The sequence below is a fragment of the Streptomyces sp. NPDC032822 genome (assembly GCF_055578825.1).
In genome coordinates this window covers 70997-96672 of record NZ_JBVIOL010000009.1, presented here as the reverse complement: position 1 = coordinate 96672, position 25676 = coordinate 70997, and the positions used below count along the sequence as shown (strand labels likewise).

18 protein-coding genes are annotated in these 25676 nt (G+C 71.0%); 14 read left to right on the top strand and 4 right to left on the bottom strand.

Annotated features, from left to right (window positions below; translation table 11 throughout):
• Positions 1–86: 86 nt before the first annotated feature.
• Positions 87–971: a DUF4190 domain-containing protein gene (locus ACZ5VD_RS25465; RefSeq protein WP_468683427.1), complete on the top strand. Its 885-nt coding sequence runs from the start codon at positions 87–89 to the stop codon at positions 969–971.
• Between the two features lie 347 nt (positions 972–1318).
• Here the strand turns inward: ACZ5VD_RS25465 and ACZ5VD_RS25460 are convergent, their stop codons facing one another.
• On the bottom strand, positions 1319–1909 hold the full coding sequence (locus ACZ5VD_RS25460; protein ID WP_468552452.1) for an NADAR family protein: 591 nt from the start codon (positions 1907–1909) through the stop codon (positions 1319–1321).
• A 220-nt stretch (positions 1910–2129) separates the two neighbouring features.
• Here ACZ5VD_RS25460 and ACZ5VD_RS25455 point away from each other — a divergent pair, with 220 nt between their 5' ends.
• The 7 genes from ACZ5VD_RS25455 (at position 2130) to ACZ5VD_RS25425 (ending at position 9910) form a co-directional block, all read left to right on the top strand.
• Entirely contained in the window at positions 2130–3665 is a 1536-nt protein-coding gene (locus ACZ5VD_RS25455; protein WP_468683425.1) for a gamma-aminobutyraldehyde dehydrogenase, read from the top strand.
• Positions 3666–3724: 59 nt separating this feature from the next.
• The gene (locus ACZ5VD_RS25450; RefSeq protein ID WP_468552454.1) at positions 3725–4972 is read left to right on the top strand and encodes an ABC transporter substrate-binding protein; all 1248 of its coding nucleotides are present in this window, start codon (positions 3725–3727) and stop codon (positions 4970–4972) included.
• Entirely contained in the window at positions 4969–6132 is a 1164-nt protein-coding gene (locus ACZ5VD_RS25445; protein ID WP_468683423.1) for an ABC transporter ATP-binding protein, read from the top strand. The genes ACZ5VD_RS25450 and ACZ5VD_RS25445 overlap by 4 nt, the downstream gene beginning before the upstream one ends.
• Entirely contained in the window at positions 6132–7055 is a 924-nt protein-coding gene (locus ACZ5VD_RS25440) for an ABC transporter permease (RefSeq protein ID WP_468552456.1), read from the top strand. Before ACZ5VD_RS25445 ends, ACZ5VD_RS25440 begins: the two co-directional genes overlap by 1 nt.
• Positions 7056–7883, top strand: a complete 828-nt coding sequence (locus ACZ5VD_RS25435) for an ABC transporter permease (protein WP_468552457.1) — start codon at positions 7056–7058, stop codon at positions 7881–7883.
• Positions 7884–7912: 29 nt separating this feature from the next.
• Complete coding sequence (locus ACZ5VD_RS25430) at positions 7913–9331, top strand: NAD(P)/FAD-dependent oxidoreductase (protein WP_468683420.1); 1419 nt, start codon at positions 7913–7915, stop codon at positions 9329–9331.
• 126 nt (positions 9332–9457) lie between these two features.
• Entirely contained in the window at positions 9458–9910 is a 453-nt protein-coding gene (locus ACZ5VD_RS25425; RefSeq protein ID WP_468552459.1) for a bifunctional DNA primase/polymerase, read from the top strand.
• 79 nt (positions 9911–9989) lie between these two features.
• On the opposite strand, the gene ACZ5VD_RS25420 is transcribed toward ACZ5VD_RS25425, so the two are convergent.
• Both ACZ5VD_RS25420 and gabT read right to left on the bottom strand, forming a co-directional pair.
• Positions 9990–10556: a phosphatase PAP2 family protein gene (locus tag ACZ5VD_RS25420; protein WP_468683417.1), complete on the bottom strand. Its 567-nt coding sequence runs from the start codon at positions 10554–10556 to the stop codon at positions 9990–9992.
• A 490-nt stretch (positions 10557–11046) separates the two neighbouring features.
• On the bottom strand, positions 11047–12381 hold the full coding sequence (gabT, locus tag ACZ5VD_RS25415; RefSeq protein ID WP_468552461.1) for a 4-aminobutyrate--2-oxoglutarate transaminase: 1335 nt from the start codon (positions 12379–12381) through the stop codon (positions 11047–11049).
• A gap of 250 nt (positions 12382–12631) precedes the next feature.
• Between gabT and ACZ5VD_RS25410 the strand changes: the two genes are divergently transcribed.
• From ACZ5VD_RS25410 to ACZ5VD_RS25400, 3 genes are all read left to right on the top strand, one after another.
• The gene (locus tag ACZ5VD_RS25410) at positions 12632–14761 is read left to right on the top strand and encodes an ATP-binding protein (RefSeq protein ID WP_468683415.1); all 2130 of its coding nucleotides are present in this window, start codon (positions 12632–12634) and stop codon (positions 14759–14761) included.
• Between the two features lie 132 nt (positions 14762–14893).
• A complete protein-coding gene (locus ACZ5VD_RS25405) occupies positions 14894–16576 on the top strand; it encodes a PucR family transcriptional regulator (RefSeq protein ID WP_468552463.1) in 1683 nt (560 codons plus the stop codon).
• A 471-nt stretch (positions 16577–17047) separates the two neighbouring features.
• Complete coding sequence (locus ACZ5VD_RS25400) at positions 17048–18493, top strand: aldehyde dehydrogenase family protein (RefSeq protein WP_468683414.1); 1446 nt, start codon at positions 17048–17050, stop codon at positions 18491–18493.
• A 119-nt stretch (positions 18494–18612) separates the two neighbouring features.
• Here ACZ5VD_RS25400 and ACZ5VD_RS25395 read toward each other — a convergent pair whose 3' ends face one another.
• Positions 18613–21558: a glycoside hydrolase family 3 C-terminal domain-containing protein gene (locus ACZ5VD_RS25395; protein WP_468683412.1), complete on the bottom strand. Its 2946-nt coding sequence runs from the start codon at positions 21556–21558 to the stop codon at positions 18613–18615.
• A gap of 328 nt (positions 21559–21886) precedes the next feature.
• Here ACZ5VD_RS25395 and ACZ5VD_RS25390 point away from each other — a divergent pair, with 328 nt between their 5' ends.
• From ACZ5VD_RS25390 to ACZ5VD_RS25380, 3 genes are read left to right on the top strand one after another with little or no spacing between them, the layout of a single operon-like run.
• Positions 21887–23572, top strand: coding sequence for an extracellular solute-binding protein (locus tag ACZ5VD_RS25390; RefSeq protein ID WP_468683411.1), 1686 nt, complete (start codon positions 21887–21889; stop codon positions 23570–23572).
• Between the two features lie 26 nt (positions 23573–23598).
• Positions 23599–24639 (top strand): ABC transporter permease, encoded by a 1041-nt coding sequence (locus ACZ5VD_RS25385; protein ID WP_468683410.1) that lies wholly within the window; start codon positions 23599–23601, stop codon positions 24637–24639.
• On the top strand, positions 24636–25601 hold the full coding sequence (locus ACZ5VD_RS25380; RefSeq protein ID WP_468683409.1) for a carbohydrate ABC transporter permease: 966 nt from the start codon (positions 24636–24638) through the stop codon (positions 25599–25601). The genes ACZ5VD_RS25385 and ACZ5VD_RS25380 overlap by 4 nt, the downstream gene beginning before the upstream one ends.
• Positions 25602–25676 lie beyond the last annotated feature (75 nt).

Genomic DNA, 25676 nt, shown 5'->3' with positions numbered 1-25676 from the left:
TGACTCGGGATCATCGTAGGCCGGGGTCCCGCCGGACGGGCTCGGGCCTTAGCATGACGGCACGTTCAACAGAGGGGGGCCCGCGCATGTCCGACGACGCGCAGCAGCCGCAGACGCCGGAAGCGCAGGACGACACCGCACACCGGTCCGCACCGGCGGGGGGAACCGGCGAGCCCGCCGAGGCTCCCCGCGACCCGTGGGCCGCGCCGGCCGACCCCGCCCCGAAGACCTGGCCGACCCCGCCGCAGGACGCCGTCCCCGGCCCCGGTGCCACCATCGCCGACATCCCCCCGACGGCCGTCCCGGAGATCTCCGCGACGCAGGCCTCCGCCCCGACGTCCCCCCTCCCGGCCTCCTCCGTGCACGACCAGCAGACGGTCACGTCCATGCCGGGCGTGGGCGGAACCGGGCCGGCCGACGCCGTACCCCCTGCCGACCGCGCCGGAACCCCGCAGCCCTGGTCCTCGCCCTTCGCCCCGCCGAACTCGACGGCCCCGGTGAACGGCTCGGACAACCCCTTCGCCCCGCCGAACCCCGGGCCCGTCCCGGGTGCGCCCTACGGGCACGAGCAGGTCCCGCCGCCGCCCGTCGCCCCGGGCGGTCCCGGCCAGGCGCCGTACGGCTACCCCGGCGGCTACGGCTACCCGGCCCCGCCCGGCTACGGCGCCCACGGCCCGCAGGCCCACGGCGTCGGCGGCTACTACGGCTGGCCCGGCATGGCACCCGCCCCGAACAACGGGATGGGCACGGCCGCGCTGGTGATCGGCATCGTCTCCGTCGTCGGCTTCTGCCTCTGGCCCCTCGCCATCCTCGGCGGCATCCTGGCGATCGTCCTCGGGGTGATCGCCCGCCAGAAGACACGACGGGGGGAGGCCACGAATCCCGGCCAGGCGCTGGCCGGGATCATCTGCGGCTCGACGGGACTGATCCTGGCCGTCGGCATGATCGCCCTGCTGTTCTTCGTGTCGTAGGGCGACCCGGACCATCCGTGGGTCCCAACCATCCGGTCGATCCAGCACCATCCGTCGATCCGGAGCCATCCGCAGGGCCGGGTCATTCGTGGAGCCGGGACCATCCGCGGAGCCGGGTCATTCGTGGAGCCGGCGTCTTCCGTGGGACCGGAGCAGCCGCAGGGCCGGGCAGCCCTAGGGCCGGGCCAGCCGCAGGGCCAGGGCCTCCGTGGATCCGGCGCCATCCGCAGGGCCGGACCAGCCGTGGAGCCGGCACCATCCGCGGGGCCGAGTCGGACGTGCAGTCGGCCACCCGTCAGCCGCGTGGCCGGCACCATCCGTCCGGCCATGTGGCCGGACCGAGGGCGTCAGTGTGGGCCGAGCGGCCCCCGTAGCCGCTCCCGCGCCTCCATCAACGCGAACCCCAGCAGGTTCGGCCCCCGCCACCGCCGCGGATCCCCGGCCGCCTCGTCGTCCGCGGTGAGGCCGATGCCCCACACGCGGTCCACGGGGCTCGCCTCCACCAGCACCCGGTCACCGGTGCTCAGCAGGAACGCCCGCAGCGCGGGGTCCGCGGCGAACTTGTGGACGCTGCCCTCGACCACGATCCCGAAACGCTCCCGCTCCCAGACCGCCTCGTCGAAGCCGCGCACGAGCCGCCCGGCCTTCTTGGCCTCGGCCGGATGCCCGGCCGCCAACACCCGCCGTTCCGCCTCCGGGTCTGCGAAAAGCCGCGCCTTGCCCGCCATCATCCAGTGCTCGGCGGTCGCGTAGACCACCGAGTCGACCACGAACGGTGACGGCCACCACTGGCTCAGACAGCTCGCCCCGACACGGCCGTCAGGTCGCGGCCGATGTCCCCAGAAGTGCAGATACTTGATCCTCGCGCCCGCCAGGACCGCCTTGACCAGCGTTTCCCGTGAGTCGATCTTTCCCGTCCGCCCCGTTTGACCTTCCATGCACGCGAGTCTGGCAGGCACCACTGTCACTCCGTCCTCCCTTTTCCATGGTGACTCGACACCTGGTCGACAGATTCCGTCGCGTAACCAAAAGGCAACAACGGAATCACTTGTTGGACGCCCTTTGCTCTGCCAGGATCGGCACTCAAATCGAGCTGGAGCTACGCCATACCCGCCTTCGCGCCGACGCGGGGCGACGGCGGAGGAGAGCGAGAGCGACATGCACAACCCGGGCAATACCACCCCGGAACGATTTCCGGCCCAGGAACGCTTCGCGGACGGCGCGCAGTTCATCGCCGGGCGCCCGACCCGCGGCACCTCCGGCCGCACGCACGCGGTCGTCGACCCCTCGACCGGCGAGCCGGTGTACACGTACGAGCTGGCGGGCGCCGCCGACGTGGACGCGGCCGTCGCCGCCGCCCGCGCGGCCTTCCCCGGCTGGTCCGCGGCCACCCCGGGCGAGCGCTCGGACGCCCTGCACCGCTTCGCCGCCGTGGTCGCCGAGCGCGCCGAGGACTTCGCCCGCGCCGAGTCCCTCCAGTGCGGCAAGCCGCTCAAGCTGACCCGGGAGTTCGACGTCCCGGGAACGATCGACAACATCGCGTTCTTCGCCGGTGCCGCCCGCCACCTCCAGGGGCAGTCCGCCGGTGAGTACTCCGGCGACCACACCTCCTACGTCCGCCGTGAGCCCATCGGTGTCGTCGGCTCCATCGCGCCCTGGAACTACCCCCTCCAGATGGCCGCCTGGAAGATCCTCCCGGCGATCGCCGCGGGCAACACCATCGTCCTCAAGCCCGCCGAACTCACCCCGCTCACCTCGCTGCTGTTCGCGCGGGCGGCGACCGACGCCGGGCTCCCCGACGGGGTGGTCAACATCGTCACCGGCACCGGGAAGGAGGCCGGCGAACACCTCGTCGCCCACCCGGACGTGGCCATGACGTCCTTCACCGGTTCCACCGCCGTCGGCAAGCGCGTCGCCGAGGTCGCCCTCGCGACCGTCAAGCGCCTCCACCTGGAGCTGGGCGGCAAGGCGCCCTTCGTCGTGTTCGACGACGCCGACCTGGAGGCCGCGGCCAACGGCGCGGTCGCGGGCGCGCTCATCAACACCGGGCAGGACTGCACGGCCGCCACGCGCGCGTATGTGCAGCGGCCCCTCTACGAGGCGTTCGTCGAGCGGACGGCCGCCCTCATGGAGACCGTCCGGCTCGGTGACCCCTTCGCCCCCGGCACCGACCTCGGCCCGCTGATCTCGCACGCCCAGCGCGACCGGGTGGCCGGTTTCGTCGACCGGGCGCGTGCCCACGCGCGCGTGGTGACCGGCGGCGAGGCCCCACAGGGTGAGCTCAAGAACGGTGCGTACTATCGCCCCACCCTGGTGGCGGACGCCGCCCAGGACAGCGAGATCGTCCAGTCGGAAATCTTCGGCCCGGTGCTGGTCGTACTGCCGTTCGACGATGATGATGAAGGTGTCCGGCTGGCCAACGACACTCCCTACGGCCTCGCCGCCTCCGCCTGGAGCCGTGACGTCTACCGGGCGAACCGCGCCACCCGCGAGATCAAGGCGGGCTGTGTGTGGATCAACGACCACATCCCGATCATCAGCGAGATGCCCCACGGCGGATACCGGGCGTCCGGCTTCGGCAAGGACATGTCCGCGTACTCGTTCGAGGAGTACACCCAGATCAAGCACGTCATGTTCGACAACACGGCGGTGGCCCGCAAGGACTGGCACCGCACGATCTTCGGGGACCGATAGCCGTATTCAGGCCGCCTGACCCGCGGCCGCTCCCATCCTCCCGAAAGGGCAACACGCGCATGGAGCAGTACGAGCCCGACCGCCTGTCCCCGGCCCAGGTGGCCGCCATGCGGCGCAGCCTCCGCAGCGGCAGGGCCGCCATGACCCGGCGGTCCGTGTTGCGCGCCTCCGCGGGCGGCGCGCTCGCGGTCGGCGGAACGGGCGCCCTGAGCGCCTGTGGCATCCCCGCGGCGGGCAAGACCCAGGGCGGCGTCTCCGCGGACGACCTCTCGGCGAAGGAGAAGACCGTCAGCTTCTCCAACTGGACCGAGTACATGGACGTCGACGACGGCAACAAGCACCACCCGACGCTGGACCAGTTCACCGAACAGACCGGCATCAAGGTCAAGTACACCGAGGACATCAACGACAACAACGAGTTCTTCGGCAAGATCAAGCCGCAGCTCGCCGCCGGCCAGGACACCGGCCGCGACCTCATCGTCCTCACCGATTGGCTGGCCGGCCGCCTGATCCGCCTGGGCTGGGTCCAGAAACTCGACCCGTCGAACCTCCCGCACGCCTACGCCAACCTGTCGGCGCAGTTCCGCAACCCCGACTGGGATCCCGGCCGCGCCTACTCGTACGTCTGGCAGGGCATCTCCACCGTCATCGCCTACAACAAGAAGGCGCTCGACGGCGTCGAGGTGAAGTCCCTCTCCGACCTCCTCGACAACCCCAGGCTCAAGGGACGCGTCGGCTTCCTCTCGGAGATGCGCGACAGCATCGGCATGACCCTGCTCGACATGGGCAAGGACCCCGCGAACTTCACCGCCGACGACTACGACGCGGCCATCGCCCGCCTCCAGAAGGCCGTCGACAAGGGCCAGATCCGCCGCTTCACCGGCAACGACTACACCTCCGACCTGACCAGCGGCGACTTCGCCGCCTGCGTGGCCTGGGCCGGGGACGTGGTCCAGCTGAAGGCGGACAGCCCCGACATCGACTTCGTGATCCCGGACAGCGGCTACATGACGTCGACCGACAACCTGCTGATCCCCAACAAGGCCCGTCACAAGACGAACGCCGAACGGCTCATCGACTACTACTACCAGCCGAAACCGGCCGCCGAACTCGCCGCGTACATCAACTACGTGTGCCCCGTCGACGGGGTGAAGACCGAGCTGGAGAAGATCGACAAGGATGCGGCGAACAACCCGCTGATCATCCCCGACCGGGCCACGGCCGAGAAGTCCCACGCCTTCCGCTCCCTGAGCGCGAAGGAAGAGACGGCCTTTGAAGAGAAGTTCGCCAAGCTGACTGGGGCGTGACCACCGTGACGACGAACAAGACCGACCACGGCGGCGACGTCCGCCTTACGGGCATCAGTAAGACCTACGGCTCCTTCACCGCCGTACAGCCGCTGGAACTGACCGTGCCGCAGGGCTCCTTCTTCGCGCTGCTCGGCGCCTCCGGCTGTGGCAAGACCACCACCCTGCGCATGATCGCGGGCCTGGAGGAACCGTCCTCCGGCACGGTCTTCCTCGGCGACCAGGAGGTCACCCGTCTCCCGCCGTACAAGCGGCCGGTGAACACCGTCTTCCAGTCCTACGCCCTCTTCCCGCATCTCGACATCTTCGAGAACGTCGCCTTCGGCCTGCGCCGGCGCGGCATCAAGTCGGTGAAGAAGCAGGTCGAGGACATGCTCGACCTCGTGCAGCTCGGCGAGCAGGCGCGCAAGAAGCCGCACCAGCTCTCCGGTGGCCAGCAGCAGCGCGTCGCCGTGGCCCGGGCGCTGATCAACACCCCCAAGGTGCTCCTCCTCGACGAGCCGCTGGGCGCCCTCGACCTCAAGCTGCGCCGTCAGATGCAGCTGGAGCTCAAGCGCATCCAGACCGAGGTCGGCATCACCTTCATCCACGTCACGCACGACCAGGAGGAGGCCATGACCATGGCCGACACGGTCGCCGTGATGAACGCCGGCCGCGTCGAACAACTCGGCTCGCCCACCGACCTCTACGAGAACCCGCACACCACCTTCGTCGCCAACTTCCTCGGCACCTCCAACCTCATCGAGGCCGAGGTCGACTCCAAGAGCGGCGAGGACATCGTCCTCAAGGCGGGCGACGGCAAGCTCGTCCTGCCCGAGGCACGCTGTTCCGCCCCGACCCGCACCGGCGGCAAGGTCCTGGTCGGCGTCCGCCCCGAGAAGATCGCCCTCACCCACGCCGACGACGCGGGCGAGATCCCCGAGGGCCGCAACCGCATCACCGGCACGATCGCGCACGGCAGCTTCATCGGCGTCTCCACGCAGTACGTCATCGACAGCGCGGTCTGCCCCGAGTTCGAGGTCTACGTCCAGAACGTCGACCGCGACCCGCGCCTGGTGCCCGGCGCCGACGTCGTCCTGCACTGGAGCCCGGCCCACACCTTCGGCCTGGACGCCGCGCAGGACATCGACGCGGGTGTCGAGGAAGGGGCGGCGGCCTGATGGCCACGGTCACCGAAGCGCCACCCCTGGCGCCCGTCCCCGAGAAGAAGCCCCCGCGCGGACGCGGTCGCCTCGTCCCGTACTGGCTGCTGCTGCCCGGCATCCTGTGGCTGCTGGTCTTCTTCGCGCTGCCGATGATCTACCAGGCCTCCACGTCCGTGCAGACGGGCTCCCTGGAGGAGGGCTACCAGGTCACCTGGCACTTCGCCACCTACTGGGACGCGCTGACCGAGTACTGGCCGCAGTTCGTGCGCTCGGTGCTCTACGCGGGCTCGGCGACCGTCCTGTGCCTGGTCCTCGGCTACCCCCTCGCCTACCTGATCGCCTTCCGGGCCGGCCGCTGGCGGAACCTGATCATGATCCTGGTGATCGCGCCGTTCTTCACCAGCTTCCTGATCCGCACCCTCGCCTGGAAGACGATCCTCGCGGACGGCGGCCCGGTCGTCGGCGCCCTCAACACCCTGCACGTCCTGGACGTCACCGGCTGGCTCGGCTGGACCTCCGGCGACCGCGTGCTGGCCACCCCGCTCGCCGTCGTCTGCGGTCTGACGTACAACTTCCTGCCCTTCATGGTCCTGCCGCTGTACTCCTCGCTGGAACGCATCGACGGCCGGCTCCACGAGGCGGCGGGCGACCTCTACGCGCGGCCGGCCACCGTCTTCCGCAAGGTGACCTTCCCGCTGTCGATGCCTGGCGTGGTCTCCGGCACGCTGCTGACCTTCATCCCGGCGGCCGGCGACTACGTCAACGCGGACCTGCTCGGCTCCACCGACACCCGCATGGTCGGCAACGTCATCCAGTCCCAGTTCCTGCGGATCCTCGACTACCCGACGGCGGCGGCGCTCTCCTTCATCCTGATGGCCGCGATCCTCGTGATGGTCACGGTCTACATCCGCAAGTCCGGAACGGAGGATCTGGTCTAGATGGTCACGCGAAGGAGTCGTACCTTCGGCACGGGCGTCGCCTGGCTCAGGCGCCATCTCGTCGTCATCGGCGGCCTGCTGACACTCGGATATCTCCTGCTGCCGAACATCGTCGTCACGGTGTTCTCCTTCAACAAACCGAAGGGGCGCTTCAACTACGAATGGCAGCGGTTCTCCACGGACGCCTGGAAGGACCCCTGCGGCGTCGCCGGCATGTGCGGCTCACTGTCCCTCAGTCTCCAGATCGCCTTCTGGGCGACGCTCGGCGCGACCGTCCTCGGCACGATGATCGCCTTCGCGCTGGTCCGCTACCGCTTCCGCGCGCGGGGCGCCGTCAACTCGCTGATCTTCCTGCCGATGGCGATGCCCGAGGTCGTCATGGCGGCCTCACTGCTCACCCTGTTCCTCAACATGGGGGCGCAGCTGGGCTTCTGGACGATCCTCATCGCCCACATCATGTTCTGCCTCAGCTTCGTCGTCACGGCGGTGAAGGCCCGCGTGATGTCGATGGACCCGCGCCTGGAACAGGCGGCCCAGGACCTGTACGCCGGACCGGTGCAGACCTTCGTCCGGGTCACCCTGCCGATCGCCGCACCGGGGATCGCGGCGGGCGCGCTGCTCGCCTTCGCGCTCTCCTTCGACGATTTCATCATCACCAACTTCAACGCGGGCTCGACCGTCACCTTCCCCATGTTCGTCTGGGGATCGGCACAGCGCGGAACGCCCGTTCAGATCAACGTCATCGGTACGGCCATGTTCCTCGTCGCCGTCCTGTTCGTGCTGACCTCGATGGTCATCTCGAACCGCCGCAACAGGCAGAAGGCATAACCGGAAACACCGTGTAGGGAGTTGGGATCATGGCCCCGAGCGCCATGAGCAGGTGGACGAAGTCGCTCTCCGAAGCCCAGCCGGTGCCGTACTGGCTGGACGACCCCGGCAAGCCGCACCCCGAGCCCGCGCTCACCGGCGCCGAGACCTGCGACCTGCTGGTCGTCGGCGGCGGCTACAGCGGACTGTGGACCGCGCTCCTCGCCAAGGAGCGCGACCCGTGGCGGGACGTCGTCCTGCTGGAGGGCCGCGAGGTGGGCTGGGCCGCCTCGGGCCGCAACGGCGGCTTCTGTGCCGCCTCCCTCACCCACGGTCTGCCCAACGGCCTGACGCGCTGGCCGGGCGAGATCCACCGGCTCCAGGAGCTGGGCGCCCGCAACCTCGACGAGATCGAGAAGGCGGTCGCCCGGCACGACCTCGACTGCGACTTCGAGCGCACCGGCGAGATCGACGTGGCCACCGAGCCGTACCAGGCACGTGAACTGCGCGACTGGTACGAGGAGATGGAACGCGAGGGTCTCGCCGAGGGCGTCGAGTTCCTGGACGCCGAGGCCGTGCGCGAGCAGGTGTCCTCACCGACCTTCCAGGCCGGCCTGTACGACCGACGGGGCGTCGCCCTCCTCCACCCGGCCAAGCTCGCCTGGAACCTGAAACGGGCGTGCGTCCGACTCGGCGTCCGCGTCCACGAACACACCCCGGCCCTCACCCTGAAGCCGTACGGCTCCGGGATGGCCGTCCGCACTCCGTACGGCTCGGTCCGGGCCCGCCGGGTCGCCCTCGGCACCAACATCTTCCCGAACCTGGTCAGACGGGTACGGGCGTACACGGTCCCGGTCTACGACTACGCGCTGATGACCGAGCCGCTGACCCCCGAGCAGTCGGCGTCGATCGGCTGGAAGAACCGGCAGGGCCTCGGCGACTCCGCGAACCGGTTCCACTACTTCCGGCTGTCCGCCGACAACCGCGTCCTGTGGGGCGGCTACGACGCGATCTACCCGTACGGTGGCCGGGTGCGCGCCGAGTACGACGACCGCCCCGAGACGTACGCCAAGCTCGCCGAGCACTTCTTCACCTGCTTCCCGCAGCTGGAGGGCGTCCGCTTCACGCACGCGTGGGGCGGCGCGATCGACACCTGCTCGCGCTTCTCCGCCTTCTACGGCACCGCCCACCAGGGCAAGGTGGCGTACGCGGCGGGCTACACGGGGCTCGGCGTCGGGGCCACCCGGTTCGGCGCCGACGTGATGCTGGACCTGCTGGCGGGGGAGCGGACGGAGCGCACCTGCCTGGAGATGGTCCGCAAGAAGCCGCTGCCCTTCCCGCCGGAGCCCTTCGCCTGGACCGGCATCGCCCTCACCAAGTGGTCACTGGCCCGGGCCGACACGCACGGCGGGCGCCGCAACCTGTGGCTGCGGACGATGGACCGGCTCGGACTCGGCTTCGACAGCTGAGCCGTGATCCGATGACATGTGATCCGGTTCACTCCAACGAGGGCCGGAAACCCGCGTAATGCGGCGACGGGACCTCCCTCTCTCTCGTGACGCGACCCGCGTCCGATGAGAAAGAGAGGTCCCCTCATGACTGGGGCGAAGACGGCCGTGGAGTGGCTCGCATCCGTCGCACCGGATCCAGAGGCCTGCCGCTGGGAGTGGGAGCGCAACCCCCTGGGGGTCGCGCTGCTGCCCGCCGGCAGGGCCTGGGACGTACTGATCCTGCCGGGAGAACTCGGCTACCCCACGCTCGACGTCCTCACCCGCATCCTCGACCAGCCGGGCCCGGTGCTGGTCGACTTCGGCGACGCCCGCATGGGCTTCTTCGTGCCGCCGGGCACCGCGGCCCGCTGGCTCGGCACCGGCATCCGTACGGCGGGGGCGGGCACCTGGATCGTGGTGCCGTATCCGGGCCGCGCCACCGGAGGGGTCCGCTGGCTGGTCTCCCCCGACGGCTCCGGCACCCTCACCGACCCGGCACTTCTCGAACTGGCGATGCACGAGGCGGCGGCGGGCCTGGCGACGGAGGAGACCGACTAGGCGGGCCCGGACCCCTTCACCGATCATTCGTCGGCCGCCCGTGCGGCCGGCGCGGACGACCGCACCTCCGCTCCCGCCCCTACGTCCCTTGTTCCTTCCGCCGACCGGGCGTCCCCCGCCCGAGCAGCAGCCACAGCGACGAGAGCAGTACCCCACACAGACACCAGCTGGCCACGACATCCAGTGGCCAGTGGTAGCCGCGGCGGACCAGGCCGAAGGAGACCGCGAGAACGAGCGTGGCGCAGGTGACGACGAGCGCGCGGCGGGCAGCCCGCGAGCGCAGCCAGGGCAGGAGGAGCAGGGCCGCGCCGCCGTACGCGATGGCGGCGGTGGCCGTGTGGCCGGACGGGAAGTAGCCGGTGCCGGGTGGCATGACCGGGGTGCCCGGACGGTCGGTGAGTTCCTTGAGCGGGATGATCAGCACCGGGACCAGCGCCATGAGGAGGGCCGCGGCCGTGGCGGGCAGCCACCAGCGGTCCGTCCCGGCACGCCGGGTCCGCCGGGCCACCCACACCAGGGCGAGCGCCAGGGCCGGCACCGCGACCTGGACATTGCCGAGGTCGGCGAGGAGTTCGGAGACGCGGTCCGGGTGGACCAGCGAGCGGCTCAGCCGCTCGTCCAGGCGCAGCAGGGGGCCGTCGGCCACGACCTGCCAGGTGATCAGCGCGAAGAGGAGGGCCGGAAGCCCGAGAAGGAAGAAGGAGGTCGGCCGCCCCGGAACAGGGGGGGTGGTTCCGGGGCGGCCGATCAGATCGGATGGTCGCGCGCCCCGGGGGGTTTGGGGCGGGCGACTGTCCGATCGGTGAGGAGATCCGGAGCCAGAGGCCCCGGTTGTGTGCGCGAGGGCACGACCAGGTCGAAGCTGGGGAGGCCCCGGCCTGAAGTCGCCCACAGTCCCCTGTGGGCGGGGTGTATCTCTCATCTGGAAGAGAACCTACGGCAGGGAATGGGCCCGGGACAGGCGGAATCGAGTCCTGACAGCGACCTCGCACACCTTCTTCACACGCTCTGCCGTTCGTCGCCGCAGCCCCGGAAACCCCTGTGGACTCCTGAGCTGCGGTGAGCGCGAACGAGCGCGATCCGGTGACGCCGGACGCGCCGGAAGGCCTGCGACAGATGGGGTACGACGGCCTGCGTCAGATGCGCGTGAAGGCCTGCTCGATGATGTCGAGGCCCTCGTTCAGGAGGTCCTCGCCGATGACCAGCGGGGGCAGGAAACGCAGCACGTTGCCGTAGGTGCCGCAGGTCAGGACCAGCAGGCCCTCCTGGTGGCAGGCCTTGGCGAGGGCCGCGGTGGCCTCCGGGTTCGGCTCCTTGGTGGCGCGGTCCTTGACCAGTTCGATGGCGATCATCGCGCCCCGGCCGCGAATGTCCCCGACGATGTCGAACTTCTCGGCCATGGCGGTCAGCCGGGCCTTCATCGTCGTCTCGATGGCCTTCGCCCGGGCGTTGAGGTCCAGCTCCTTCATCGTCTCGATGGAGCCGAGCGCACCGGCGCAGGCGACCGGGTTGCCGCCGTAGGTGCCGCCCAGGCCGCCCGCGTGCGCGGCGTCCATGATCTCGGCGCGGCCGGTCACGGCGGCGAGCGGGAGACCGCCGGCGATGCCCTTCGCCGTCGTGATCAGGTCCGGGACGATGCCCTCGTCCTCGCACGCGAACCACTGGCCGGTACGGCAGAAGCCGGACTGGATCTCGTCCGCGACGAACACGATGCCGTTGTCGGCGGCGAACCGGCGGATCGCGGGCAGGAAGCCCTTCGCCGGCTCGATGAAGCCGCCCTCGCCGAGGACCGGCTCGATGATGATCGCGGCCACGTTGTCCGGGCCGACCTGCTTGGTGATCTGGTCGATGGCCTGCGCGGCGGCCTCGGGGCCCGCGTTCTCCGGGCCGGTCGGCCAGCGGTAGCCGTAGGCCACCGGGACGCGGTAGACCTCGGGCGCGAACGGACCGAAGCCGTGCTTGTACGGCATGTTCTTCGAGGTCAGCGCCATCGTGAGGTTCGTCCGGCCGTGGTAGCCGTGGTCGAAGACGACGACGGCCTGGCGCTTCGTGTACGCGCGGGCGATCTTCACGGCGTTCTCGACGGCCTCGGCGCCCGAGTTGAACAGCGCGGACTTCTTGGCGTGGTCACCCGGCGTGAGCTCGGCGAGGGCCTCGGCGACCTCGACGTACCCCTCGTACGGCGTGACCATGAAACAGGTGTGGGTGAAGTCGGCGAGCTGGGCGGAGGCCCGGCGGACGACGGCCTCGGCGGAGGCGCCGACGCTGGTCACGGCGATGCCGGAACCGAAGTCGATCAGCCGGTTGCCGTCGACGTCCTCGATGATCCCGCCGCCCGCGCGCGCGGTGAACACCGGCAGCACGGAGCCCACACCCTGCGCGACCGCGGCGAGACGGCGGGCCTGCAACTCCTGCGACTTCGGGCCGGGGATGGCGGTGACGACGCGGCGCTCCTGCGGAAGTGCGGTCATGGGGGGCTCCTGGGATGGTGCTGGCACGTGCCTGGTCCTTTCTCGCAGGCTAGGGCGGGGACCGGAGGGTGGGCATGCTCCATGTGGGCGTTCTCGGTGAAGTGGCTTGTCCGACTTGGACATAGAGGAGCAGGGTCCTTGTACGGGCCGGTGAGCCGGGACCCGGCCGTGTAAGCGGTGAACTCCCTTGGCAGGGGCATTAGATTGACCGCTGACGGTGGACGGAACGGCTGGTCAAGGGGCGAGGGCGATGGACAGCGACGGGACGCGGGACGCGCGGAGCACGCATGCGAACCCGGTGCCACGTCCGGCGGGGCCTCCCGAGGTTCCGGCGATGCCGCCGCGGCCCGCGGCGGCCCCGGCGCCGGGCGTGCCGCCGATGCCGGACGGGTCGGCCTTCCTCGCCTGGCTGCGGACGGCCCGGCCGGAGGCGGCACCGGGGGTGTGGCGCCTCGGACACCGGCCGCGGGCCGCGGAGGAGCCGGAGCAGGTTCCCACGCGGCAGCTGCTCAGCGGTGCGGTGATCGCGTTCCTCTGTGGATGGCTGCTCTGCTCGCTGTTGTGGAACGGCTACCTGGGCGGCTTCTGGCAGTGGCCGTGGTACGTACTGGCTCCGGATTCATGGACACAGGGGCGATCTGAGCTGGGCGGTATGTTCTCCTACGCCTATTTCATCCTGGTATTCGCCGGTATCTTTGCCATGTTCGGGAAGATCGGTCGTTGGGATGTGCTGTGGCGGCGCTTCGGCCCCTCCGCCTGGCGTCGGTCCGCGCCCGTGGCGGAGCGGCCGCCCGCCCCCGAGCAGGACCCCGCCGAGTGGCCGCAGCTGCGGGCCGCCGGAGCCGTGGACGCCGCCGAGCGGCTCGCCGCCGAGGCCCGGGCCGGGCTGATGCGGGACGTCGACCACGCTCGGATCGAACGCGCCTGGCAGGGCGTACGCAGCGGCCGGCACCGCCTCGCCGACTTCACCGGCGCGGTGCTCGGCGAGGGTGCTGCCGCCTGTCCGCACCCCTCCGGCGCACGCGACCTGCCGACCCGGATCGCCCGGCACGACCTGGTCACCGGTCAGGTGCGGCTCGGCACCACGGCCGACGACGCCCGCAACCCGTACGCCTACCGCGCCACCGGTCTCGGTCTCGGCCCCGACCTCCTCGGCACCTCCCTGCTCGCCGTCGGACCGGCCGGCTCCGGCAAGACCGGGACCGTCGTCGGCCCGCTCACCGAGTCGCTGTGCCTGCACGCGCTCGCCGGGCGTGCCGCCGTCGTGGTGGTCGGCGCGGCCGGCGCCGGGCTCGGTCCGGCCGACTCCTACGACGTCGTCGTACGGATCGGGAACCCGGAATCGGTCTACGACCTCGACCTGTACGGCGGTACCACGGACCCGGACGAGGCGGCGGCCGTGCTGGCCGAGGCGCTGGTCGGGGACCTCGCCGAACCGCACCAGGGCGGGGACACCAGGCGCTCCACCACCGTCCTCGCCCAGCTCCTCGGCCCGTTCCGGGCGGTCCACGGGCGCTTCCCCTCCGTACCGGAGCTGCGCCAGCTGCTCGACGGGGCGCCCGTGCCGCTGGCCGCGCTGCGCAAGGGCCTGGAGGACGCCGGACAGGAGTCGCTGCTGCGTGAACTAGACGCGCGGGAGCGGCAGTTGGGGCATCCCGGCGATGTCGGCGGGGTGCTCGCCGACCGGGTCGCGCTGCTCGACCGGCCGGCCTTCGCGGGCTTCTTCGACACCTCCGGACGGTCCCGGCCCTTCTCGCTGAAGGCGCTGGACCACCCCGTGCGGGTACGCGTCGACCTGCCCCGGCGCGGCCACGCGGACGCCTCCAAGATGCTGGCGCGGCTGGTGCTGGCCCAGTTCACGGCGAGCGTGGCGGTACGGGAGGACCGGTCGCTGTTCGCCTGCCTGGTGCTCGACGACGCCACCGGCGTGGTGACGCCCGAGGCCGTCCGGGGCATCCAGCGGCTGCGGTCGGGCAACGCCGGGGTCGTGCTGACGCTGCGCTCCCTGGACGACGTACCGAGGCCGCTGCGGGGACCGCTGCTCGGGGCCACCGGGTGCCGGATGGCGCTGTCCGGGATCACCCCGTGGGACGGGCAGGACTTCGCCGAGGTCTGGGGCAAGGAGTGGATCGAGGCCCGGGACGTCACCGACCGGCAGATCATCGCCGAGACCCCGGCCGGCAAGGCGCTGCACGCGGTACGGCGGGTGATCACCGGCAAGGCGCCGACCGCGCGGGCGGTGACCGTACGGCAGGTCGAGCGGGAGCGGTGGTCCGCGTCCGAACTGGCCCACGGGGTGCCCCCCGGGCACGCGGTGCTGTCGCTGACGAGTGTGAAGGGGGAGCACGCGCCGCCGCTGCTGGTGGATCTGCGGGACTGAGGGCACGCGGGGACCGTACGGTGAGGCAGAATCGGCACAGGCCGTTCATACGTCACGGCCAAATGGACACAAAGATCACGATCACCGCACGCGCGCCCGTAGTCTCCGCCGTCGTCCCCACCTGAAGGCCCCATGCCCCCCACGCTCGCCTCGCTCGTCCACCACTCCGCGCTGAAGCTGACCGTGCGGGCGGGAGCGGACCGCCTGGACGTGCCGGTCCGCTGGGCGCACGTCAGCGAGCTCGCCGACCCCGTGCCCTACATGGAGGGCGGGGAGCTGCTGCTGATCACCGCGCTGAAGCTGGACGCGGCGGATCCGGAGGCGATGGCGCGCTATGTGAAGCGGCTGGTGGGCGCCGGTGTGGTCGGGCTCGGCTTCGCCGTCGGGGTCACCTACGAGGAGATCCCCGAGGCGCTCCTCGACGCCGCGGGCAAGGAAGGCCTGCCGGTCCTGGAGGTACCGCGCCGCACCCCCTTCCTCGCCATCAGCAAGGCCGTGTCCGCGGCCATCGCCGCCGACCAGTACCGGGCGGTGACCGCGGGCTTCGCCGCCCAGCGCGAACTGACCAGACAGGCCCTGACGGACGGCCCCGAAGGGCTGCTCGGCGCCCTCGCCTCGCAGGTCGACGGCTGGGCGGCGCTCTACGACGCCTCGGGCGCCGTCGTCGCCACCGCGCCCGAGTGGGCCGGGCGGCGGGCCGCCCGGCTCACGGCGGACGTCGAGCGGCTGCGGGAGCGGCCCGCGCCCGCCTCCTCCGTGGTGGGCGGCCCCGAACACGAGGACCGGGTCGAACTGCACTCGCTGGGCACGGGACGACGGCCCCGAGCCGCCCTGGCCGTCGGCACGGCGGCGGCCCTCGGCACGGCCGCGCGGTACGCCGTCCACTCCGCCATCGCCCTGCTGACCCTCACCACGGAACGGTCCCGCGCGCTCCAGGAGGCCGAGCAGCGGATCGGGGTGGCGGTGCTGCGCATGCTGCTCGCCGGGGAGCCCGACCACGCGCGGACGGTCGCCGGGGATCTGTACGGCGAACTCCTCGACGCCCCCTTCCGGATGATCGTCGCCGAGTCGGCCTCCGCCGCTTCCGCGGCACGCGTGCACGGCGACGACCACCCGCCCGTGCCGCCCACCCAGCCGACGGCCGCGACACTCGCCGCCGCCGACACCCACGGCGATCCGCTGGGCTCGCTCACCGAGGTGGTGGAGTCCGCGGCGGCCCGCTCCGGCGAGGCGGTGCTGGTCGTGCCGGAGAACGAGGGCGAGGACGGGGAGCGGCTGGTCGTGCTCGTCGCGGACGGCGGCGCCGCGCTGGCCGTGTGCGGGGAGTACGCGGCGGCCCTGGAGGCCGCGCGGGCGGGGATACGGGAGCAGGCGGCCGGCGGGGACGAGGACGAACTGGTCGTGGGGGTGTCGGCGCCGGTCGGGCCGATCGCCGCGGCGGCGGCGTACAAGCAGGCCGAGCAGGCGCTGTCGGTGGCCCGGCGGCGGGGGCGGGTGCTCGTCGAGCACGAGCTGCTGGCGTCGGGATCCGTGCTGCCGTTGCTGGCCGACGACGCGGTGAAGGCCTTCGCGGACGGGTTGCTGCGGCCCCTGTACGAGCACGACGCGACCGGGCGGGGCGACCTGGTGGCCTCGCTGCGGGCGTGGCTGTCCCGGCACGGCCAGTGGGACGCGGCGGCGGCCGACCTCGGTGTCCACCGGCACACCCTCCGCTACCGCATGCGCCGCGTCGAGGAGATCCTCGGCCGCTCCCTGGACGACCCGGACATGCGGATGGAGCTGTGGCTGGCCCTGAAGACAACCGCGACGGACTAGACACCCGCCGCCGGCACGAACCACCCTGGGAGCTCCGCCCCCCGGACCCCCGGACCCCCGGACCCCTGGACCCCCGGACCCCCGGACCCCTGGACCTCCGGGCCCCCGGACCGCCGGACTGCCGGGCCCTCCGGACTCCCGGACTCCCGGGCCTCCGGACTCCCGGACTCCCGGACCTCCGGACCGCCGGGCCCTCGGACCTCCGGACCGCCGGGCCCTCGGACCGCCGGGCCCCTGGACTCCCGGACCGCTGGACCGCCGGACTCCCGGGCCTCCGGGCCCCCAGACCCCGGGCCCCCAGATCTGTGCCCACCCACCACCCGCTCGGTTGGATGAACGGTCGGCCAACGGGGGTCCGGGGGCGAAGCCCCAGGGAGGCGTCCCCCCACTTCGCCAATCCGGCGCACCCACCCCGCCCACCCCTACGCGCCGTACAACCACCCCCGCCCCGCCCCGCCCTACCGTGGACCCATGACTTCCACCCACGCCTTCTGGCTCGCCGGCCGCCGGGTCACCGGCGAGGACACCTTCGACGTCACCTCGCCCTGGGACGGCCGCCTCGTCGCCAGGGCCGCCGTACCGGACGACGCGCAGATCGAGGAGGCCGTCGCCGCCGCGTACGCCGTCCGCGAGGACTTCGCGGCGACCCCCGCCCACGTCCGCGCCGCGGCCCTCGACCACGTGAGCCGACGGCTCGTCGAACGCACCGAGGAGATCGCGCGGCTCATCTCCGCCGAGAACGGCAAGCCGGTCAAGTGGGCCCGTGGCGAAGTCGGCCGGGCCGTCTCCGTGTTCCGGTTCGCGGCCGAGGAGGCGCGGCGGTTCAACGGCGGCGAGGCCCAGCGCCTCGACACCGACGCCGGCGGTCAGGGCCGCCTCGCCCTCACCCGCCGTTTCCCGAAGGGTGTCGTGCTCGGCATCGCGCCCTTCAACTTCCCGCTGAACCTGTGCGCCCACAAGATCGCCCCGGCGATCGCGGCCGGCGCGCCGATCATCCTGAAGCCGGCGCCCGCCACCCCGCTCTCCGGCCTGGTCATCGGCGAGCTGCTCGCCGAGACCGAGCTGCCCGCCGGCTCCTGGAGCATCCTCCCCGTCCCGAACGACCGGATGCCCGCCCTGGTCCAGGACGAGCGCCTGCCGGTCATCTCCTTCACCGGCTCGGAGAAGGTCGGCTACGCGATCATGGACTCGGTGCCGCGCAAGCACTGCACCCTGGAGCTGGGCGGCAACGGTGCCGCCGTCGTCCTGGGCGACTGGGCGAGCGACGAGGACCTCGACCTGGCCGCCACCCGTATCGCCACCTTCTCCAACTACCAGGGTGGCCAGTCCTGCATCTCCGTGCAGCGGGTCATCGCGGACGCGTCCGTGTACGACCGCCTGCTGCCGCGCCTCGTGGCCGCCGTGGAGGCGCAGGTCACCGGCGACCCCTCCGACGCCAAGACCGACGTCGGCCCGCTGGTCAGCGAGGACGCCGCCCGGCGCGTGGAGGCGTGGGTGAAGGAGGCCGTGGAGGCCGGCGCCACCCTGCTCACCGGCGGTGACCGCGACGGCGCCTCCTACGCTCCGACCGTCCTGGCCGATGTGCCGGCGGACACGACGATCTCCTGCGAGGAGGTCTTCGGCCCGGTCCTCACCGTGCGGAAGGTGGACGGGGAGGCGGCGGCCTTCGCCGCCGTCAACGACTCCAAGTACGGCCTCCAGGCAGGCGTGTTCACCCACGACCTCCAGGCCGCCTTCCGCGCCCACCGTGCGCTGGAGGTCGGCGGTGTCGTCATCGGCGACGTGCCCTCCTACCGGGCCGACCAGATGCCGTACGGCGGTGTCAAGCAGTCCGGAGTCGGTCGCGAGGGCGTGAGGTTCGCGATGGACGACTACACGTACGAGCGGGTCCTGGTGCTGACCGGGATCGCCCTCTAGCTCATGGGAACCATTTTCATATAGAGTCGCGGTCATGCGGCTCACGCCGTCCCTGAAAGGGCCCGGCACCGATGCCTTCCGGTGCCGGGCCCTTTTCTGTGCCGGTCTCCCGCGGACCCTCAGCCGGAGAAGCCGACATGCGCGAGCCGCACCGAGCCGCGCAGACTGAGATGGACGTCCCGCACACCCTCGGCGACGATCCCGGCGCCGAGCGTGGTGTACGCGTACGGCCCGGACCCGGATTCCTCCGATGACTCCGGCCCTTGTCGCCCCTCGCGCTCCCCTCGCTCTTCCCGTGCGTCCCGCTCTTCCCACGCCTCGGTCGTCAGCGCTGCCAGCACCGCGCCCCCGTCCAGCGACAGCTCGACCACGCCCTCGCCGGACACGGTCACCGTCACCTCGGTGACGCCGTCGCCGAAGTCGCAGTCCCGGTAGACCAGTTCACCGGTCCGGCCCTGTGCGGCCGTCACCGCGTCGCCCGCGGTCTTCGTGCGGTCGACGATCTCGATGTCGGCGAGGTCGTCGAAGTCGGCCGCGTCCAGGCCGCGTTCGAGCACCGGGCGCGGGGCCGAGGGCTCGCCGTCCAGCAGCACGGTCGTCCGCAGGCGGACGTCCTCGCTGGAGGCGCCGGCCAGCAGCTCGTAGGGGCCCGGTTCCAGGCGCCACCTGCCCTGGGCCACATCCCAGAACGCGAAGGCGGACAGGGGGAGTTCGAAGGAGAGCTCCACCCGGGCGCCCGGTGCCAGCGTGACCCTGCGGTGGGCCAGCAGTTCGCGGCGCGGGCGCGGGAGCACCGGGTCCACGGCCCGGGTGTAGAGCTGGGCGACCTCGTCGGCCCTCACGTCTCCGGTGTTGGTGACGGTGAAGGTCGCGGTCAGCGTCCCGTCGGTCACCCGCACGTCCAGGTCGCCGTACGCGAAGGACGCGTACGACAGGCCGTGTCCGAACGGAAACAGGGGCGTGCCCTCGAAGTAGAGGTATGTCTGGCGGCTGCCGATGATGTCGTAGTCGAGGAGGCCGGGCAGATCGGCGTCGTCGGCGTACCAGGTCTGCGGGAGGCGGCCGGCGGGGGAGACGTCGCCGGCCAGGACCCGGGCGAGGGCGGTGCCGGCCGCCTGGCCCCCGTGGGCCGTCCACAGCACCGCGGGCAGGTCGGCGGTGTCGACGGCGTAGGGATAGGCCGAGGTCAGCGCCAGCACGGTGCGCGGGTTGGCGGCGCGGGCGGCACGCAGCAGCCGCTCCTGCTGGGCGGGCAGGCGCAGTGTGGTGCGGTCCTCGGTCTCGCGGCCGTTGATGTGCGGGTCGTTGCCGGCGACCACCAGGACCACATCCGCCTGGGACGTGACGCGGGTCACTGCGTCCTCGCCGTATTCGACGACGATGAGCTCGAAGACTTCCGCAGCCCCGACCGTTTCCGGGGTCTCGCCCGTCTCCGGATTCTCGTCGGCAACCTTTACCCCGCCGGCGGAGACAGAGACGTGGCGATCCGTGCCGACATGCCTGAGGAGGTGTCCGTGTTCGTGCGGTTCCAGTCGGAACGTCTCCTGGACGATCCAGCCTCCCGGCTGGTCGGCGGAGGCGCGCAGGTAGCCGTCCTCGGCGACCGAGAGGTAGCGGCCGTCGGGCGCGCGCAGCGTCAGCACGCCCTCGCCCCAGTCGACGAGCGCGAACTCGGTGCCGGTGGCGTCCGTGGTGAGCGGGGGCAGGTCGGTGCGGCCCGCGAGCAGCGCCGGGTCGATGGCACCCTCGGCGCCGCGCACCTCGTCGGCCGCCCCCCGCGCCTCGGGTACCTGCAGGAACGTACCGGCGGACGTCTTCAGCCGGACCCGGTCCACGCCCTCCGCGAACTCGACGCGCTCCGCGCCGAACCGCTCGTACAGGCCCTCCAGCGGGGTCGAGCGGTGGATCAGGGTGCCGCTGTACCAGTCGAGCTTGCACTCGTCGGCGAGCAGGCCGACCACGGCGATCCGGGTGTCGGGGGCCAGCGGCAGCAGCTCGTCGTTCTTGAGCAGGACGACCGCCTGCTCGGCGCTCTCCAGGGCGAGCGCGCGGTGCGCGGGGGTGTCGAAGTCGTTCGTGTCCGCGTACGGGTCGTAGTGCGGGTCGAACTCGCCGAGCCGGAAGCGGACCGAGAGCTGGCGGCGGACCGCGGTGTCGACGTCGGCCTCGGTCAGCAGTCCCTTGTCCAGGGCGCCCCGCACGCGCGCGACGATCTGCGAACCGTCCGTGCCGTGGTCGGTGAAGCTGTCGACCCCGGCGAGGAGCGAGGCCGCGGTGGCCTCCTCGTGGGTGTCGAAGTAGTGCTCGGAGTCGACCAGGTTCGAGGGCGCGCCCGCGTCCGAGCAGACCAGCAGCTCCTCGTCGGTCCAGGCCCGCAGGTGTTCGCGCAGGGAGGGCGAGACATGGTTGGGGCGCCCGTTGACCAGGTTGTACGCCGGCATCACCCCGGCCGTCGCGCCCGCCTCGACCGTCTCGCGGAAGGCGCGCAGGTCGTACTCGTGCAGCACCCGCGGGCGGACCGAGCTGGACGCGGTGGACCGGTCCGTCTCGTTGTTGTGCGCGAGCCAGTGCTTGAGGACGGGCGCCGTGCGCCAGTACGTCGGATGGTCGCCGCGCAGACCGTGCGTGTAGGCGATGGCGATGGCCGAGGTGAGCTTCGGATCCTCCGAGTAGCCCTCCTCGTTACGGCCCCACAGCGGATGCCGGAGCAGGTTCACCGTCGGCGACCAGACGTTGAGGCCGACGCGGTCGTCGCGGGCGCGCATCGCGCGGGTCTCCTTGGACACCGCCTCGCCGACCCGGCGTACGAGATCGGTGTTCCAGGTCGCGCCGAGGCCGACGGCCTGCGGGAACACGGTGGCCGGGCCCATCCAGGCCACGCCGTGCAGGGCCTCCTGGCCGGTGCGGAACGCGGCGACGCCCAGCCGCTCGACGGCGGGCGCGAACTGGTGCAGGAAGCCGACCTTCTCGTCGAGGGTCAGCCGGGACAGCAGATCGTCGATGCGCTTCGCGAACGGCAGGCGCGGATCGCGGAAAGGCGTCGTAGGCGGCGTTTGTGCGGTCACGTGGGGATCCCCTTGCGATGGAGCGGCGAAGCGCTTTCGAAGCGCTTCGATGCTCATTCGATCCAGGGGCGGGTGTCAAGAGAGCAGCGCCATCACTTCAAGCGGTACATAAGGAAAGGTCACGTCACGCAGCTCCGAGGAATCTTGGGAACGACCCTTGTGCACCCTGAGACGTTCACTTAACCTCACAGCAACATCGAAGCGCTTCGACTACGGGAATCCGGTGTAAGCGTCGGAGATCCGCTTCAGCTCAGCCAGTTCCACTCAAGACACCGCAGCCGACGGCTCCACCGCCGGGTGTCCTGGTGCGCCATGAAGGGTTGACGCAATGACGCCGAACGCCGCCACCTCCTCCTCCGCCCCCAGTCGGAGAAGCTTCCTCGCCTCCACAGCGGTCGCCACCGCCGCGGTGGCCGGGGGAATGCCCCTGCTCGCCGCCTGCGGCGGCGGTCAGGAAGGGAGCAAGGACGGCACGACCTCCGGCAAGGCGGCCGAGAAGATCCTCCCGGCCTTCGTGGCGTCGAGCGTCGTCGTGCCGGACCTGCCGTCGAAGAACGGCTCGTCGGCCGGCTTCACCAAGGCGATCGACCTGAACGCCCTGAAGACCTCGGTGCCCAAGAAGCTCGGCGGCGGCAGCCGGCTGAAGATCATGGCGCCGATGTGGGGCAGCCCGCCCTCCAACGACAACCCGTACTACACGGCCATGAACAACGCCGCCGGCGTCAAGGTCACCTGGCAGAACCAGGACGGCACCACCTACGACGAGAAGCTGGGCGCCGTCCTCGCCTCCAGCACCATCCCGGACGTGGTGGTCGTCCCGGGCTGGAACCTGAACGGCAAGATCCCCAGCGCCATCAACGCCAAGTTCGCCGACCTCGGCCCCTACCTGTCCGGCGACAAGGTCAAGGCGTACCCGAACCTCGCGGCCGTACCGACCGACGCCTGGCAGCGCTCCATCTTCGGCGGCCAGCTGCGGGCCGTCCCGATGCCCGCCTCGTACGTCACCAACATCGTGCCCTTCTACCGCAAGGACATCTTCGACGCGAAGGGCTACGAACTCCCCAAGACCGCCGACGAGTTCCTGGCCTGGGCGAAGGAGGCCACCGACGCCAAGGGCAAGGTGTGGGCCTGCGACGACCTGAAGTGGACCGCCTTCAACATCTACGGCGTCCTCAACGGCAGCGACAAGGCGCTCTGGTGGGACCTCAGGGACGGCAAGCTCGTCAACCGCATCGAGACCGACGAGTACCTCGAAGCCCTGGAGTGGATGCGCAAGCTCTACGCCGCCGACGTGGTCCACCCCGACGCCAAGGCCGCCAAGGGCGACGCGTCCAACCGCTTCACCGCCGGCCAGTCCCTCGTCTTCAACGGCGACATCTCCTACTGGTACGCCTCGACGGCCGAACAGAAGATCCAGAAGACCGACTTCGAGATGGGCGCCTTCGACATCTTCGGCCCCGACGGCGGCGACCCCACACTCTGGGCGACCCAGCCCGCCGGCATCTTCACCTTCGTCAGCAAGAAGGCGTCCAAGCAGCAGATCAAGGACTTCCTGGCGCTCGCCGACTACTGCGCCTCGCCGTACGGCACCAAGGAGTACATGCTCACGGTCTACGGCGTGGAGGGCACCGACTACACGCTGAAGGACGGCATGCCCGTCAAGACCACCAAGGGCAACAACGAGGTCTTCGGCGCCTACGACTACACCGGCGACCCCGCCGCCTACCTCGCCCACCCCGACCTCCCCGAGATCGCCAAGCTCCAGGTCGAGTGGCAGCAGCGGATGGGCGCCTTCACCAAGAAGTCCTCCTTCTACGGACTGACCATCACCGAGCCCAACCGCTACACCAACCTCGCCAACGACTTCGAGCAGCTGGAGGACGACGTCGTCCGCGGCCGCAAGAAGATCAGCGACGTCCAGCAGGCCGTGTCCGACTGGAAGACCAAGGGCGGCGACGGGCTGCGGGACTGGTACCAGAAACTGCTCGACGACAACGGCTCCGCGGCCAACTGACCCAGGGCTGAGGCAAGGAGAAAGCCGTGTCCCACAGCACGGTGCCTCGGACCAGGGCCGAGGCGAAGACCGACGAGAAGACCGACCGTCGGACCTCGGCGTCCGGCGGCGCCGGCCGCAAGGCCGAGAAGCGCGCCGGCAAGGTGAGCCTCCGGCTCAGATTCCGACGCGACCGCACACTGATCCTGATGACCCTGCCGGCCGTACTGCTGCTGCTGGTCTTCAACTACATACCGATCTTCGGCAACGTGGTCGCGTTCCAGGACTACGACCCCTACCTCAGCGACAACGGCTTCGTCGCCATGTTCGAGAGCGCCTGGGTCGGCCTGGAGAACTTCGAGCGGATCTTCCAGGACTCCGGCTTCTGGCACGCGCTGCAGAACACCTTCGTCCTGTTCTCCCTCCAGCTCGTGCTGTTCTTCCCCATCCCGATCGTGCTCGCGCTGGTCATCAACAGCGTGATCAGGCCCCGGGTCCGGGCGGTCGCCCAGGCGATCATGTACCTGCCCCACTTCTTCTCGTGGGTGCTGGTCGTCACCGTCTTCCAGCAGATCTTCGGCGGCGCCGGCATCATCGCGCAGACCCTGCGCCAGCACGGGTACAACGGCTTCGACCTGATGACCGACCCCGGGATCTTCAAGTTCCTGGTCACCGCCGAGGGCGTCTGGAAGGACGCCGGCTGGGGCATCATCGTCTTCCTCGCCGCGCTCTCCGCCGTCTCCAACGACCTGTACGAGGCCGCCGCGATGGACGGCGCCGGCCGCTGGCGCCGGATGTGGCACATCACGCTGCCCGCACTGCGACCGGTGATCGCCCTGCTGCTGGTGCTGCGGGTGGGTGACGCGCTGACCGTCGGCTTCGAGCAACTCCTGCTCCAACGCGACTCGGTGGGCCCAGGGGCCTCCGAGGTCCTCGACACCTACGTGTGGTGGAACGGCATCCGCAACCAGGACTTCAGCTACGCCGCGGCGGCCGGCCTCATCAAGGGCGTGGTCGGTCTGGCCCTCGTGCTGACCGCGAACAAGGTCGCCCATCTCATGGGTGAGCAGGGGGTGTACAAGAAGTGAGCGCCGTCATCGACCAGCAGCCCGACAAGTCCGCGGCACCCGACCGGGCCCCGTTCCGGCCGAGCCTGTGGGCGGCCCCGGAGCGGCCCGCCTGGGAGGAGGAGCCCTCGAAGGCGGGCGTCGCCGGCAAGGGGCTCGTCCTCACCCTCGCCTGCTTCGGGATCCTCTTCCCGCTGTGGATCGTCATCGTCACCAGCCTCGCGTCGAAGAAGACCATCGACGCGACCGGCGGCCTGGTGGTGATCCCCAAGGACATCACCTTCATCGCCTACCAGGAACTCCTCAGCGGCGGACAGGTCCAGCGCGCCGCCCTGGTCAGCGTGGGAGTGACCCTGGTCGGCACCCTGTTCAGCATGACGGTGTCCGTCCTGTCCGCGTACGGCCTCTCGCGCACCGGGTCCCTCGGGCACCGCTGGTTCCTGATGCTGCTGCTCGCCACGATGTTCTTCGGCGCCGGCCTCATCCCGACCTACCTGCTGGTGCAGGGCCTCGGGCTGACCGACAGCTACCTCGCGCTGATCCTGCCCAGCGCGGTGAGCGTCTTCAACATCCTGGTCCTGCGCGCGTTCTTCATGGGCATCTCGCCGGAACTCATCGACAGTGCCCGCATCGACGGGGCCGGGGACTGGCGGATCCTCTGGAAGATCGTGATGCCGCTGTCCCGGGCGGTGCTCGCGGTGATCGCGCTGTTCTACGCGGTCGGGTACTGGAGCGCCTGGTTCAACGCGTCGATCTATCTGACCGACCAGGACATGATGCCGCTGCAGAACGTCATGATCCAGCTGGTGCAGAAGCAGGAACGGCCGGTGGGGCTGGCCACGCAGATCAACACGGGTCAGCTGTCGCCGCTGGCCGTCCAGATGGCCGTGATGGTCATGGCGCTGATACCGGTCGCGGTGCTCTCGCCGTTCGTCCAGCGGCACTTCAAGAAGGGCATGCTCACCGGCGCGGTGAAGGGCTGACCGTCCGCCCGGCCGACGGGCGTCTTGGCCCGTCGGCGGCCGTGGGTTCGTCGTGGCGGGTCGCGCCCACGCGGC

Coding starts and splice junctions, on each gene's coding strand:
- ACZ5VD_RS25455 (WP_468683425.1), top strand. CDS start 2,130: ATGCACAACCCGGGCAATACCACCCCGGAACGATTTCCGGCCCAGGAA.
- ACZ5VD_RS25430 (WP_468683420.1), top strand. CDS start 7,913: ATGGCCCCGAGCGCCATGAGCAGGTGGACGAAGTCGCTCTCCGAAGCC.
- ACZ5VD_RS25425 (WP_468552459.1), top strand. CDS start 9,458: ATGACTGGGGCGAAGACGGCCGTGGAGTGGCTCGCATCCGTCGCACCG.
- ACZ5VD_RS25460 (WP_468552452.1), bottom strand. CDS start 1,909: ATGGAAGGTCAAACGGGGCGGACGGGAAAGATCGACTCACGGGAAACG.
- ACZ5VD_RS25435 (WP_468552457.1), top strand. CDS start 7,056: ATGGTCACGCGAAGGAGTCGTACCTTCGGCACGGGCGTCGCCTGGCTC.
- ACZ5VD_RS25450 (WP_468552454.1), top strand. CDS start 3,725: ATGGAGCAGTACGAGCCCGACCGCCTGTCCCCGGCCCAGGTGGCCGCC.
- ACZ5VD_RS25410 (WP_468683415.1), top strand. CDS start 12,632: ATGGACAGCGACGGGACGCGGGACGCGCGGAGCACGCATGCGAACCCG.
- ACZ5VD_RS25400 (WP_468683414.1), top strand. CDS start 17,048: ATGACTTCCACCCACGCCTTCTGGCTCGCCGGCCGCCGGGTCACCGGC.
- ACZ5VD_RS25405 (WP_468552463.1), top strand. CDS start 14,894: ATGCCCCCCACGCTCGCCTCGCTCGTCCACCACTCCGCGCTGAAGCTG.
- ACZ5VD_RS25440 (WP_468552456.1), top strand. CDS start 6,132: ATGGCCACGGTCACCGAAGCGCCACCCCTGGCGCCCGTCCCCGAGAAG.
- ACZ5VD_RS25390 (WP_468683411.1), top strand. CDS start 21,887: ATGACGCCGAACGCCGCCACCTCCTCCTCCGCCCCCAGTCGGAGAAGC.
- ACZ5VD_RS25465 (WP_468683427.1), top strand. CDS start 87: ATGTCCGACGACGCGCAGCAGCCGCAGACGCCGGAAGCGCAGGACGAC.
- gabT (WP_468552461.1), bottom strand. CDS start 12,381: ATGACCGCACTTCCGCAGGAGCGCCGCGTCGTCACCGCCATCCCCGGC.